Genomic DNA, 13,507 nt, shown 5'->3' with positions numbered 1-13,507 from the left:
CTTCAGGCACGTCGCTTGGTGGCTGAATCCATCCATACCGCCAGCAGCAAAATGGCGCCCTTAACGATATATTGCCAGAATGTCGGCACGTCCATCATACTCATTCCGTTATCCAGAGACGCCATAATAAATGCCCCCATCACCGCACCCGCCACGCTGCCAATCCCCCCGGCGAGACTGGTTCCACCAATCACACAGGCGGCAATCGCATCCAGCTCGGCGATATTGCCCGCAGAGGGTGAACCGGCTCCCAGACGTGAGCTTAAAATCAGCCCGGCAATCGCCACCATCAGGCCGTTGATAGCAAAGACGGCGAGCTTAGTGCGCTCTACGTTAATGCCGGAAAGACGAGCGGCTTCAATGTTGCCGCCGATGGCATAAATTCGGCGACCAAATGCGGTGCGCGTCGCCATGAACATTCCCGCCAGCAGCAGTAAAACCAGCAACAGCACCGGCGTCGGTACGCCGCGATAGTCGTTAAGCAACCAGATAGCACCCAGCACGATCACCGCCGTCAGCGCCTGACGCCCCACGAATGGTGCCGCGGTGGGGGCGGCGAGCCCCAGCGCCTGGCGACGCATTCTGCCACGCCACTGCCAGGCGACAAACGCCATCAGGCCAATGGCGCCCAGGGTAAAGCCGATACCATCGGAGAGGTAACTTTGACCAATCTGCGACATAGAGGCGCTGGTGGGCGACACGGTGGTGCCGTTGGTAATACCAATCAGAATGCCGCGGAAGGCCAGCATCCCGGCGAGGGTCACAATGAATGAGGGCACTTTACGGTAGGCCACCCACCAGCCGTTCCAGGTTCCGAGCAGCAAGCCGAGCAGCAGGGTAACAACCACGGTCAGCGGCAGCGGCCAGCCCAGCCAGACATCAAAAATCGCCGCCACGCCGCCCAGCAGCCCCATCATCGACCCGACCGAAAGGTCGATCTCCGCAGAGATAATCACAAACACCATGCCCACCGCCAGGATGCCAGTTATGGCGGTCTGACGCAGCAGGTTAGAGATATTACGCGCGCTGAGATAAGAGCCGTCCGTCATCCAGGTGAAGAACAGCATGATCGCCACAATCGCGGCGATCATCACAAAGACCTGCAAATTCAGTGCTTTTAGACCCGAAAAGGCCCCTGGCGTTGGCACGGCGACTTTCACTTCAGACGGGTTGCTTTTCGACATGACGTTCGCTCCTTAATGCGGCTTCCATTACCTGCTCCTGCGTCAGGTTCTGGTTTTTCAGGTTGGCTTTGAGTTTCCCTTCGTGCATAACCAGCACCCGATCGCTCAGCCCCAGCACTTCAGGCAGTTCTGAGGAGATCACAATGACGGCAATGCCCTGCTGCACTAGCTGGTTAATCAATTTGTAGATTTCATATTTCGCGCCAATGTCGATGCCGCGCGTGGGCTCATCGAGAATTAAAATGCGTGGATTGAGCAGCAGACAGCGGGCCAGAATCGCCTTCTGCTGGTTACCGCCGCTCAGGCGACCAATCGCCAGATCGGGCGATGAGGTTTTGACCTTCAGACGTTGCAGGGAGTGTAAAATACAGTGCTGCTCGGCAGCGTCATCCAGGCTGCTCAGGGTTCCGGAGAACTGATCCAGAGCCGCGAGGGTGATATTTTTCCCCACCGCCATGACCGGCACGATGCCATCTTTCTTGCGATCTTCCGGCACCATGGCGATACCCTGGGCGATGGCCTGCTGGCAGTTGTTGATGGTAACCGGTTGCCCGTCGATAAAGAGGGACCCTTCGCGGCGACCGGGCCAGACGCCAAACAGGCACTGCATCGCTTCGGTACGCCCGGCGCCCACCAGGCCGGCGATACCGAGGATCTCACCCCGATGCAAAGAGAAGGAGATATCGTTCACGCGCTTAATGTGGCGGTTCACTGGGTGCCACGCGGTGAGGTGCTCCACGCGCAGCACCTCTTCTCCAATGGTGTGGGGTGCGTTGGGGTAGAGCGCCGTCAGCTCACGTCCCACCATCATGGTAATGATGTCATCTTCACTCATCCCCTCTGCGGCACGGGTGCCAATATGCTGCCCATCGCGAATTACGCAGATGGTGTCAGAGATGGCTTTCACTTCGTTCAGCTTGTGAGAAATATAGATGCAGGCAATCCCGTGGTTTTGCAGGTCACGAATGATGTCCAGCAATACCGCGGTCTCCTGTTCGGTGAGGGACGCCGTGGGTTCGTCGAGGATCAACAAGCGCACCTGTTTATTGAGCGCTTTGGCAATTTCCACCAGCTGCTGTTGCCCCAGCCCTAAGTCGCCGACTCGGGTATCGGGCGAGATCGCCAGGCTCACCTGCGCCAGCAGTTTCTCGCAGCGCAAAGTCATGGTGTCGTAATCCAGTACGCCGTGGCGGCTTAGTTCGGCACCGAGAAAGATGTTTTCCAGCACCGTGAGGTGTTTCACCAGCGCCAGCTCCTGATGAATGATGGCGATGCCTTTGCGCTCCGTATCGCGAATGTGGCTGGCCTGTAATGTCTCGCCCGCGAAGACGATTTCGCCGTCATAGCTGCCGTGGGGATAAATGCCGCACAGCACCTTCATGAGCGTGGACTTGCCGGAGCCATTTTCACCGCATAACGAGACAATTTCCCCGGCATTTAAGCGCAGACTAACGTTATCGACCGCTTTCACGACGCCAAACGCTTTGGTGATACCTTTCATTTCCAGTAGATAAGACATAACTGCCCCGCATGCCCTGAGGAGAGATCAGGCCCCCGGAGGTGGGGGCCATACTGGATTAGAGTTCGCTCTTTTTATGGAAGCCGTCTTTGATGACCGTGGCGTCAATGTTCTCTTTATTGACTTCGATTGGGGTCAGCAGGCGGGCAGGGACATCTTTCAGGCCATTATTCAACGACGCATCCGCTTTAGGCTGCTGCCCGTTGCCCAGCTCAACGGCAATTTCTGCTGCGGTGGTTGCCAGCTCGGTGATGGGTTTATAGACCGTCATGGTCTGCGTGCCGGCAACAATGCGTTTAACCCCAGCGAGGTCGGCATCCTGGCCGGAGATGGCGACTTTACCTGCCAGCCCCTGGGCGCTCAGCGCCTGGATGGCACCGCCGGCGGTGGCATCGTTGGAGGCGACAACGGCATCAATATGGTTGTTATTTGCCGTTAACGCGTTTTCCATAATTTTCAGTGCGTTTTCGGGTAACCAGCCATCGGCCCACTGATCGCCAACCACTTTAATCTTGCCGCCGTCGATATAAGGTTTCAGCACTTTCATCTGTCCCTGGCGGAACAGTTTGGCGTTGTTATCTACCGGCGAGCCGCCCATCAGGAAGTAATTGCCCTCAGGCACCTTGGCCACCAGGCTTTGCGCCTGCAGTTCACCCACTTTCTCATTATCAAAAGAAATATAATAATCGATATCGGCGTTATTAATCATCCGGTCATAAGCCAGGACTTTAATACCTTCTTGTTTTGCTTCTTTGATGACGTTACTTAATACCTGACCGTTGTAAGGAATAATGACTAATACGTCGACGCCGCGGTTAATCATATTTTCAATTTGCGACATCTGGGTCTCTTCATTGCCATTGGCAGACTGAACAAACACTTTGGCGCCTAATGCTTCTGCTTTATTCACAAAAATGTCGCGATCTTTTTGCCAGCGCTCCAGACGGAGATCGTCAATCGCCATTCCGATTTTGACTTCTTTCGCATGACCCGCCGCGCTCGCCAAAACGAGAGAGGCGCATAGGGTGAGGCATAGATTCTTTATCTTCATAATTTTATAGCCTTTTTGTAGGGTGGTGATGCTGAGATAAAAGAAACCTTCACTGCAGGAGACGCAACAAATTCTTAACGGGGAAAGGCAGGCTGGCAATTACAGATTTTTATCTTCTCGTTATGATATTTGGTTTATTTTCGAATTTATGACCGCGATCGGATTTTAAAAAACGTAAGCCATTAATTACACATCGATCTGGAATTAATGCCGAAAAATTAGCTTGTCTGCAGATTAATTTTGCGAGCCAGCGCACGTTTGCGCATTCTCTCAATAGCAGTGTGAAATAACGTAATTGAGCAAGCGGGAATGTCTATTCACTATTACTCCAGAATCACTTTTTCGCCGTATCCCTGATTATGGAGCTCAATATGCAAGCTTATTTCGACCAACTCGAACGCGTTCGTTACGAAGGGCCAAAATCCGCTAATCCATTAGCATTTCGTCACTACAATCCGGATGAGCTGGTGCTAGGTAAGCGCATGGAAGAGCACCTGCGTTTCGCCGCCTGTTACTGGCACACGTTCTGCTGGAATGGCGCCGATATGTTTGGTGTAGGCGCGTTTGACCGCCCGTGGCAGCAGCCTGGTGAGGCGCTGGAGCTGGCAAAACGTAAAGCTGACGTCGCATTTGAATTCTTCCATAAACTGAACGTGCCTTATTACTGTTTTCACGATGTGGATGTCTCGCCTGAAGGCGCGTCGCTGAAAGAGTATCTGAATAACTTCGCCCAGATGGTTGATGTGCTGGCTGAGAAACAGCAACAAAGCGGCGTCAAACTGCTGTGGGGTACCGCTAACTGCTTCACGCATCCGCGTTACGGTGCGGGTGCGGCCACCAACCCGGATCCGGAAGTGTTCAGCTGGGCCGCGACTCAGGTGGTGACGGCCATGAATGCCACGCATCAACTGGGCGGCGAAAACTACGTTCTGTGGGGCGGCCGCGAAGGCTATGAAACGCTGCTGAACACCGATCTGCGCCAGGAGCGCGAACAGATTGGGCGCTTTATGCAGATGGTGGTCGACCATAAACATAAAATTGGTTTCCGCGGCACGCTGTTGATTGAACCGAAACCGCAGGAGCCGACCAAGCATCAGTATGACTACGATGTGGCGACCGTATATGGCTTCCTGAAGCAGTTCGGCCTGGAAAAAGAGATTAAAGTGAATATCGAGGCTAACCATGCCACCCTGGCAGGGCACTCGTTCCACCACGAAATCGCCTCTGCTATCGCGCTGGGTATCTTCGGCTCTGTCGATGCCAACCGTGGCGATCCGCAGCTGGGCTGGGATACCGACCAGTTCCCGGTGAGCGTGGAAGAGAACGCGCTGGTGATGTACGAGATTATCAAAGCGGGTGGCTTCACCACCGGTGGCCTGAACTTTGACGCCAAAGTGCGCCGTCAAAGCACCGATAAGTATGATCTGTTCTATGGTCATATTGGGGCGATGGATACCATGGCGCTTTCCCTGAAAGTGGCGGCGCGCATGATTGAGGACGGCGAGCTGGATAAGCGCGTGGCAAAACGTTACGGCGGCTGGAACAGTGAGCTGGGCCAGCAAATTTTGAAAGGTCAGTTATCACTGACGGAGGTGGCGAAGTACGCTGAACAGCATAACCTGGCTCCGCAGCACCAGAGTGGCCATCAGGAGTTGCTGGAAAACCTGGTCAATCATTATCTGTTTGATAAGTAATCGCCCAACCCGTATGCCCGGCCGCACTATGCTGCCGGGTCATTTGTTAAGGAGCTACCACTATGTATATCGGGATCGATCTTGGCACATCGGGTGTGAAAGCTATCCTGCTTAGCGCCCAGGGAGAGGTGCTGGCTGCGCATACCGAAAAACTGGATGTCTCGCGCCCGCATCCGTTGTGGTCTGAGCAGGATCCTGAACAGTGGTGGCTGGCGACAGATCGCGCCATGAAGGCGCTGGGCGCGCAACATAGCCTGCATGAAGTTAAGGCGCTGGGCATTGCCGGACAGATGCACGGTGCCACGCTGCTGGACAAAAACCAGCAGGTACTACGCCCGGCGATTCTCTGGAATGACGGTCGCTGCGGTGAAGAGTGCGCGATGCTAGAAGCGCGGGTACCTGATTCGCGTGACATCACGGGCAACCTGATGATGCCGGGCTTCACCGCGCCAAAGTTATTGTGGGTGCAGCGCCATGAGCCAGAGATTTTCTCCCGGGTCGCAAAAGTGCTCTTGCCAAAAGATTATCTGCGTCTGCGGATGACCGGCGATTTTGCCAGTGATATGTCGGATGCGGCGGGCACCCTGTGGCTCGATGTGGCGAAGCGCGACTGGAGCGACACCATGCTGGATGCCTGTCAGCTTTCCCGTGAGCAGATGCCCAAACTCTATGAAGGCAGCGAAATCACCGGTGCGCTCACCCCCTCTGTCGCGCAGGACTGGAATATGCCTGCCGTTCCGGTGGTGGCGGGCGGTGGCGATAATGCCGCAGGTGCGGTTGGTGTCGGCATGGCCGATGCCGGGCAAGCGATGCTGTCACTGGGGACCTCCGGGGTCTATTTTGCCGTTAGTGACGGCTATCGCAGCAATCCGCAGAGCGCTGTGCACAGTTTTTGTCATGCGCTGCCAGGGAAATGGCACCTGATGTCGGTCATGTTAAGCGCAGCCTCATGCCTGGACTGGGCGGCGAAGCTGACCGGGCTGGGCACGGTGCCAGCGCTCATTGACGCGGCGCAGCAAGCAAATGAAGAGGCGGACGCCGTCTGGTTCCTGCCCTATCTTTCGGGTGAGCGTACGCCGCATAACAACCCCAACGCTAAGGGCGTCTTTTTCGGTTTAACGCATCAACATGGCCCTGCCGAGCTGGCGCGTGCGGTGCTGGAGGGGGTGGGGTATGCGCTGGCTGATGGCATGGATGTGGTACATGAATGTGGACTGCGCCCCACCAGTATTACGCTTATCGGCGGCGGGGCGCGGAGTGCGTACTGGCGGCAGATGCTGGCAGATATCAGCGGGCATCAGCTCGATTATCGTACCGGCGGTGACGTCGGCCCGGCACTGGGGGCGGCGCGGCTGGCGCAAATCGCGGTGAACCCGAACACACCTTTAGCCAGTTTGCTGCCACAGCTGGCGCTGGAGCAGCAGCACCCGCCTGAGGCCGCGCGTCACGCACGCTATGCCGAGCGACGCGAGGTGTTCCGCAAGATCTACCAGCAGCTGCAGCCGCTCATGTCCTGAAAATAGAGCCGGGCGTCACGCCCGGCCTTGATTAACTGACAAAACGGCGCGTATCAATACGTTGCAACAGCATCGATAGCAACAGACTCACCGCCACCGTGACGGTAAAAATCCAGACGATATCCAGCAATGGCCAGCTCTTCAGCTCTATGCCGCGCGTACGCAGGGCGTGGATCACCAGCGCATGGAAGCCATAAATCGCCAGCGAGTGGCGGGAGATCAGCCCCAGTATCGGCAAGGGCCGGCTGTTCATGGTGTTTTTGGCAATGATCAGAAGCGACACCGCACAGATAAAGACCGCAGGGCCACAGTAGAGATACCAGGTGTCCGCAAAGGCTCCGCGCCATTGCAATTCGTGCATTGTACCCCGTGAGATAACCAGCACCGCCGCCAGGAACAGGGCGGTAGATAAGCCGGTCAGCCAGGGTTTGCGCGTATCCATCATGCCCAGCGCGCGGCCGAGCATACCGTACAGCACGTAGTAAAAAGTATCGCCATTGATATAGAGATTAATGGGCAGCCATTCAAAACCGCCGATCTTTTGCGATACCGTATTCGGGTTCGCCACCACGCCGACTACCACCATCAGCGCCAGTAGCATCCTCCCGCTGACGTTCTTGACCTGGATGAGCGGTGACATCAGGTAGATAACGATAATCGCGAAGAAGAACCACAAGTGATAGAAAACCGGCTTCTGCAGCAGGTTTGTCAGCGAAAGTTCGCTGTTAATTGAAGTGAACAGTGTGATGTAGAGGAAAGCCACCAGGCTATAAAACAGCAGGCAGAGCCCGATGCGTAAAAAGTGTCTTGGGCGGGCACTACGCTCACCAAAAAAGAGAAAACCGGAAATCATAAAAAAAAGCGGCACGCTGACGCGCGACGCAGAGTTCAAAATATTGGCAATATCCCAGTTAACCAGGCTGACACTGTGGGCGTTGGTAATATACCAGGTGGTAGTATGGATCATCACTACCATTAAACAGGCGATCCCTCGCAGATTATCAATCCAGCTAATTTTTTCCTGCATCCTTCCCTCGGTTTCCTCATTAAAAAGGGTATGACTCTTGATTATCACCAGCCGCTCACTGGATAAATCTGAGTTTAGGCCGGTCCGTCTTGCCCAGGCGTGGCCTGATTCGCAGAATAGGTCACCTTATTCTATAAAGCGTAGAGTGTAAAAATAACCGCCACCGCTAAGGGCGATAATAAATATGATGATGCGAGCAATGTTACTGCTGTTACCCGCGCTGTTGGCGGGGTGTAGCTCGTCAGATGCGCCACCGCCGCAAACCGCACAGAACATTAAGGTAAGCCCAACGCGGTCGCTGGATATGGAGGCGTTATGCCGTGGCGAAGCAGCTCACCGTTACAATACCGGTACGCAGACTATCGACGTGACTGGGTTTGAACAGTTCCAGGGCAGTTATGAGATGCGCGGCCTGACATCCCGCAATGAGAACTTTGTCTGTTCTTTTGATGCAGAAGGGCAGTTTTTACATCTTTCTATGCGTTAATCCCGCTGCAAACAGCCTGCCAGGCCGCTTTCTGCCGCGGGCTAGCCCGCTTATTTCCCAATTTTCCTTAAACACCCCCGTTTCGTACTGTATATCTTCCAGCCGACGGGTATACTGATCCCTTCCATTTAAAACCACACGTATCCAGCACGAAATACTATGCAAAAGTTTGATACCAAGACCTTCCAGGGCCTGATCCTGACGTTACAGGATTACTGGGCTCGCCAGGGCTGCACCATTGTTCAACCTTTGGACATGGAAGTTGGCGCCGGCACCTCACACCCAATGACCAGCCTGCGCGCACTGGGGCCAGAGCCAATGGCCACCGCCTATGTGCAGCCATCCCGTCGTCCGACCGATGGTCGTTACGGTGAAAACCCGAACCGCTTACAGCACTACTATCAGTTCCAGGTCGTCATCAAACCTTCTCCGGACAACATCCAGGAGCTGTACCTCGGGTCGCTGAAAGAGCTGGGTATGGATCCAACCATTCACGATATTCGTTTCGTGGAAGATAACTGGGAAAACCCAACGCTGGGCGCCTGGGGTCTGGGCTGGGAAGTGTGGCTGAACGGCATGGAAGTGACGCAGTTCACTTACTTCCAGCAGGTGGGTGGTCTGGAATGTAAACCGATCACCGGTGAGATCACCTACGGTCTGGAACGTCTGGCGATGTATATTCAGGGCGTAGACAGCGTTTACGACCTGGTCTGGAGCGACGGCCCGCTGGGTAAAACCACCTACGGCGACGTGTTCCATCAGAACGAAGTGGAACAATCCACTTATAACTTCGAATATGCGGACGTGGACTTCCTGTTCACCTGTTTCGAGCAGTATGAGAAAGAAGCGCAGCAACTGCTGGCGCTGGAGACTCCGCTGCCGCTGCCAGCCTACGAGCGTATTCTGAAGGCCGCCCACAGCTTCAACCTGCTGGACGCCCGCAAAGCTATCTCCGTGACTGAACGTCAGCGTTATATCCTGCGTATTCGCACCCTGACCAAAGCCGTTGCAGAAGCTTACTATGCGTCACGTGAAGCCCTTGGCTTCCCGATGTGCAACCGAAACAAATAAGAGGCGGCCATGTCTGAGAAAACTTTCCTGGTGGAAATCGGCACCGAAGAGCTGCCACCAAAAGCCCTGCGCAGCCTGGCTGAATCTTTTGCTGCGAACGTGACTGCCGAGCTGGATAACGCCGGCCTGGCGCACGGTAAAATTGAGTGGTTTGCTGCACCGCGTCGTCTGGCGCTGAAAGTGGCCAGCCTGGCGGCGTCACAGCCGGATCGTGAAGTGGAAAAACGTGGCCCGGCCATTGCACAGGCATTCGATGCTGAAGGCAAGCCGAGCAAAGCGGCTGAAGGCTGGGCGCGCGGCTGCGGGATCACCGTGGACCAGGCTGAGCGTCTGACCACTGACAAAGGCGAGTGGCTGCTCTATCGCGCCCATGTCAAAGGCGAAAGCGCAGAAGCGCTGCTGCCAAACATGATCGCCACGTCGCTGGCGAAACTGCCTATTCCAAAACTGATGCGCTGGGGCGCGTCTGACGTGCACTTCGTGCGTCCTGTTCATACCGTGACCCTGCTGCTCGGCGATACCGTCATTCCTGCGACCATTCTGGGCGTGGCGTCCGATCGCGTGATCCGCGGCCACCGCTTTATGGGCGAGCCGGAATTCACCATCGATAACGCAGACCAGTATCCACAGATCCTGCTGGAGCGCGGTAAGGTCATTGCCGACTACGAACAGCGTAAAGCTAAAATCAAAGCGGACGCCGAAGAAGCGGCACGCCAGATTGGCGGAAACGCTGACCTGAGCGACAGCCTGCTGGAAGAGGTGACCTCTCTGGTGGAATGGCCGGTTGTGCTGACCGCGAAGTTCGAAGAGAAATTCCTGGCCGTTCCGGCAGAAGCGCTGGTTCACACCATGAAGGGTGACCAGAAGTACTTCCCGGTTTACGCCAACGACGGCAAACTGCTGCCGAACTTTATCTTTGTGGCGAACATCGAATCCAAAGATCCGATCCAGATTATCTCCGGTAACGAGAAGGTCGTGCGCCCACGTCTGGCGGATGCCGAGTTCTTCTTTAATAGTGACCGTAAAAAACGTCTGGAAGATCACTTGCCTCGCCTGCAAACCGTGCTGTTCCAGCAACAGCTGGGTACGCTGCGCGACAAGACCGACCGTATTGCGGAGCTCTCCGGCTGGATCGCCCGTGAAATCGGTGCGGACGTCAACCACGCCACCCGTGCGGGCCTGCTGTCCAAGTGCGACCTGATGACCAACATGGTCTTCGAATTCACCGACACTCAGGGCGTGATGGGCATGCACTATGCGCGCCATGACGGTGAAGCAGAAGATGTGGCCGTAGCCCTGAACGAGCAGTATCAGCCGCGCTTTGCGGGTGACGATCTGCCGTCCAACCCGGTAGCCTGTGCCGTGGCGATCGCCGATAAGATGGACACCCTGGCGGGTATCTTCGGTATCGGTCAGCATCCTAAAGGCGACAAAGACCCGTTTGCACTGCGTCGTGCCGCGCTCGGCGTGCTCCGTATCATCGTTGAGAAGAACCTCAACCTGGATCTGCAGACTCTGACCGAAGAAGCGGTGCGCCTGTACGGCGACAAGCTGACCAACGCGAAAGTCGTGGATGATGTTATCGACTTTATGCTCGGCCGTTTCCGTGCCTGGTATCAGGATGAAGGCTATACCGTTGACACCATTCAGGCGGTGCTGGCGCGTCGTCCGACCCGTCCGGCCGATTTCGATGCGCGTATGAAGGCGGTTTCCCACTTCCGTACCCTGGACGCTGCGGCCTCTCTGGCAGCAGCGAACAAGCGTGTTTCCAACATTCTGGCGAAGTCTACAGATAAGCTTAACGAACGCGTAAACGCTGCGACCCTGAAAGAGCCGGAAGAGATCGCTCTGGCGATGCAGGTTGTGGTGCTGCGAGACAAACTGGAACCGGTCTTCGCTGAAGGTCGTTACCAGGAAGCGCTGGTGGAGCTGGCAGAGCTGCGTGACGTTATCGATGCCTTCTTTGAGAAAGTGATGGTGAACGTAGAAGATAACGATCTGCGTATTAACCGCCTCTCTATGCTGGAAAAACTGCGCGAATTGTTCCTGCGCGTAGCGGATATTTCGCTCCTGCAGCAGTAATATGGATGTGATAAAAACCCGCCTGTTGGCGGGTTTTTTTATCGCTACAGGGTGGTGAAAAAATAACCTTGCCTCCGGCGGTGCACACGCGTTATCCTGACACCCGTTAAATTTCCCTCAGGAGCGCTCCCCCAAAATGAACAACCACGCCTAATGAACCTCGATCCTTGCCGCACGCAACCGCGTCAGCAGGGGATAACCGATTTCATTCAGGAGTGCTTATGGCTCATTTTGCGCAATCCCCCTCTTTTATATTGCATCAGGTCACCTGTCAGTTTCCCACAGGCGAAACGCTTTTCGGTCCGCTTACGCTGTCACTGGATAACGCCCTCTGCGCGCTGGTTGGCCGTAACGGCAGCGGCAAAACGCGTCTGCTTCGTCTGCTGGCCGGGCTCGAAAAACCGGCCAGTGGTCATCTGGAACGATCGGGCAGCTGCCTGTATGTGGCACAGCAGCACGACATCTCTCCAACCACCACGCTGGCCGGACTGCTGGGTTATGAGGCTATTTTTGCCGCCCGTAAACGGATCGACAGGGGAGATTATCAGCCCGAGGATCTGGAGCTGCTCGACGGGTGCTGGGATCTCCACGAGCGCCTGACTGAGGCGTTTATCGAGGCCCGCCTTCCTGCCTTTGACCCCGATCGCTACGCTGCAGAGTTAAGCGGCGGCGAACGTGTGCGCGCGCTATTGTGCGGGGCGTTTACCGCTAATGCGGACTACTTACTGCTGGACGAACCCACCAATCACCTCGATCAGCAAGGTCGGGCATGGTTTTATGCGGCGCTGGCCCAAAGAAAAGGCCGTGCGCTGGTGGCGACCCACGATCGTGAACTGCTGTCACAGGTGCCCCGTATTCTGGAGTTGGGCCCAGCGGGCCTGCGGAGTTACGGCGGGAACTATGCCGATTATCAACGCCAGCGCAATGCCGAACAGCAAGCCGCCCGCTCGGCGCTGGAGCATGCGGCGACGGAGCGCAAACGCGAGCGCGCGCGAATGCATAAAGAGCATGACGACAGTCTGCGGCGATCGGCGAAAACCCTGCGTACGGTCGATAATCTCAATATTGCCTCCTTTGAACGCGTCAAATACAAAGCGGCGGCGAAGGAGCGGCCCGGTTCGTGGCGCAGGCAACATAACGAGCAAAATATCACCCTGAATACCGCCGTCAGCGAGGCGCGCAAGCGGGTTGAGGAGGATAGCCCGGTGATGTTTACCCTGCCCGGCAGCCAGATTGCGCAGGGAAAACAGGTCGTGGTTCTGGAAGAGCTTGTCCTGCCTTATCTCGCCTTGCCGCCGCTCAACTGGCGCCTGGAGGGGCCAATGCGCGTGGCGATACGCGGGCCAAACGGCTGTGGGAAATCGACCCTGCTGAAAGTGATTCTCGGGGAGTGTCCGCCAGTAACGGGTACATGCCGTGTATCGGTCAAAACGGCTTATCTTGATCAAAACCTTTCCCGGCTGGATTTGTCGCAATCGGTCATGACCCATCTCAATCTGCACAATACGCCGCTGGAAGAGGGGGTACTACGAAGTCGGCTGGCGCAACTGCAGCTGGGAGCAGAGAGCGTCACGCTGCCGTTGGCTGAGCTGAGCGGCGGTGAGCGGTTAAAAGCGGCACTGGCCTGTGTGCTGTGGCGAGAGGAGACGGCCCAACTGCTGCTGCTGGATGAACCGACCAACCATCTCGATCTGGCATCCGTACAGGCAATTGAAGCGGCGCTGGCTGATTTTCCGGGGGCGGTGATAGTGGTTTCGCATGATAACGCGTTTCTGGAGAACCTGGCGTTGACCCATGAACTGCTGTGGCGCGAGGAGGGGTGGTACTGTCGTGCGCGCTAAGATCACAAACCCCCGCTTAGGCGGGGGTTAAACT

Annotated in this window: 10 protein-coding genes; 6 read left to right on the top strand and 4 right to left on the bottom strand. The window is 56.0% G+C overall.

Annotated features, from left to right (window positions below):
* Window positions 1-2 precede the first annotated feature (2 nt).
* The 3 genes from xylH to xylF are packed head-to-tail and all read right to left on the bottom strand — an operon-like array spanning window position 3 to window position 3,754.
* Entirely contained in the window at window positions 3-1,184 is a 1,182-nt protein-coding gene (gene xylH / locus B3B59_RS00190; RefSeq protein ID WP_040077891.1) for a xylose ABC transporter permease XylH, read from the bottom strand.
* Window positions 1,162-2,703, bottom strand: coding sequence for a xylose ABC transporter ATP-binding protein (locus B3B59_RS00185; protein ID WP_286807850.1), 1,542 nt, complete (start codon window positions 2,701-2,703; stop codon window positions 1,162-1,164). Before B3B59_RS00185 ends, xylH begins: the two co-directional genes overlap by 23 nt.
* A gap of 58 nt (window positions 2,704-2,761) precedes the next feature.
* Window positions 2,762-3,754, bottom strand: a complete 993-nt coding sequence (xylF, locus tag B3B59_RS00180) for a D-xylose ABC transporter substrate-binding protein (protein WP_040077894.1) — start codon at window positions 3,752-3,754, stop codon at window positions 2,762-2,764.
* A 371-nt stretch (window positions 3,755-4,125) separates the two neighbouring features.
* Here xylF and xylA point away from each other — a divergent pair, with 371 nt between their 5' ends.
* Complete coding sequence (gene xylA, locus B3B59_RS00175) at window positions 4,126-5,448, top strand: xylose isomerase (protein ID WP_286807849.1); 1,323 nt, start codon at window positions 4,126-4,128, stop codon at window positions 5,446-5,448.
* A 62-nt stretch (window positions 5,449-5,510) separates the two neighbouring features.
* Window positions 5,511-6,965 carry a xylulokinase gene (xylB, locus tag B3B59_RS00170; RefSeq protein WP_233803631.1) on the top strand — a complete coding sequence of 485 codons (1,455 nt, stop codon included), beginning with the start codon at window positions 5,511-5,513 and terminating at the stop codon, window positions 6,963-6,965.
* A gap of 31 nt (window positions 6,966-6,996) precedes the next feature.
* On the opposite strand, the gene B3B59_RS00165 is transcribed toward xylB, so the two are convergent.
* The gene (locus tag B3B59_RS00165; RefSeq protein ID WP_212478145.1) at window positions 6,997-7,992 is read right to left on the bottom strand and encodes an acyltransferase; all 996 of its coding nucleotides are present in this window, start codon (window positions 7,990-7,992) and stop codon (window positions 6,997-6,999) included.
* Between the two features lie 190 nt (window positions 7,993-8,182).
* On the opposite strand from B3B59_RS00165, the gene B3B59_RS00160 reads away from it, so the two are divergent.
* From B3B59_RS00160 to B3B59_RS00145, 4 genes are all read left to right on the top strand, one after another.
* Entirely contained in the window at window positions 8,183-8,479 is a 297-nt protein-coding gene (locus tag B3B59_RS00160) for a YsaB family lipoprotein (RefSeq protein WP_412098751.1), read from the top strand.
* Window positions 8,480-8,638: 159 nt separating this feature from the next.
* The gene (glyQ, locus tag B3B59_RS00155; RefSeq protein WP_003860141.1) at window positions 8,639-9,550 is read left to right on the top strand and encodes a glycine--tRNA ligase subunit alpha; all 912 of its coding nucleotides are present in this window, start codon (window positions 8,639-8,641) and stop codon (window positions 9,548-9,550) included.
* Window positions 9,551-9,559: 9 nt separating this feature from the next.
* Window positions 9,560-11,632, top strand: coding sequence for a glycine--tRNA ligase subunit beta (gene glyS / locus B3B59_RS00150; RefSeq protein WP_207292763.1), 2,073 nt, complete (start codon window positions 9,560-9,562; stop codon window positions 11,630-11,632).
* Window positions 11,633-11,853: 221 nt separating this feature from the next.
* A complete protein-coding gene (locus B3B59_RS00145) occupies window positions 11,854-13,473 on the top strand; it encodes an ABC-F family ATP-binding cassette domain-containing protein (protein WP_286807848.1) in 1,620 nt (539 codons plus the stop codon).
* Window positions 13,474-13,507 lie beyond the last annotated feature (34 nt).

Source organism: Leclercia sp. UBA2479 (assembly GCF_002341985.1).
GTDB lineage: Bacteria > Pseudomonadota > Gammaproteobacteria > Enterobacterales > Enterobacteriaceae > Enterobacter > Enterobacter pneumoniae.
This window is presented reverse-complemented; position numbering and strand designations above follow the sequence as displayed.